Origin of the sequence: Neisseria sp. HMSC061B04, assembly GCF_001836705.1 — a bacterium.
Classification (GTDB): domain Bacteria; phylum Pseudomonadota; class Gammaproteobacteria; order Burkholderiales; family Neisseriaceae; genus Neisseria.
Genome location: NZ_KV830166.1, coordinates 1 through 306 on the forward strand (window position 1 = coordinate 1; position 306 = coordinate 306).

The 306-nt window shown below is 58.5% G+C and carries 1 protein-coding gene; it reads right to left on the bottom strand.

The window, feature by feature from the left end; all coding sequences use genetic code 11:
• Positions 1 to 306, bottom strand: a 306-nt coding sequence (locus tag HMPREF2661_RS00005; protein ID WP_210400048.1) for a hypothetical protein, incomplete at both ends; no start/stop codon positions are given.

The following is a 306-nucleotide window of genomic DNA, read 5'->3' on the forward strand; positions in this document are numbered from 1 at the left end:
CAACGGTGGTTTTGGCATCCACACCTTTTTGGATGTCGTCTTTGGTGTCTTGCGCCAAGTCGATGCTGTAGTCGGTCACGTTGTTCGCGTCTGCTGCTGAAGCAGTGACGGTCACTTTGTCGGAACCTGCGCTCGCGGTCGTGCCTTTGGCGTTGACGGTGTAAACGTCTTGGCCGTTGGCGCCGGTCGTTTTCACCACGTCTTTGATGTTGGTGCCGGCGGCAACTTCGGTACGGGCGGCGGCGCTTTGCTGTTTCAGCTGGCTGTAGTTGACGGCGTCGGTATCATCGGTACCGGCGGCTACGT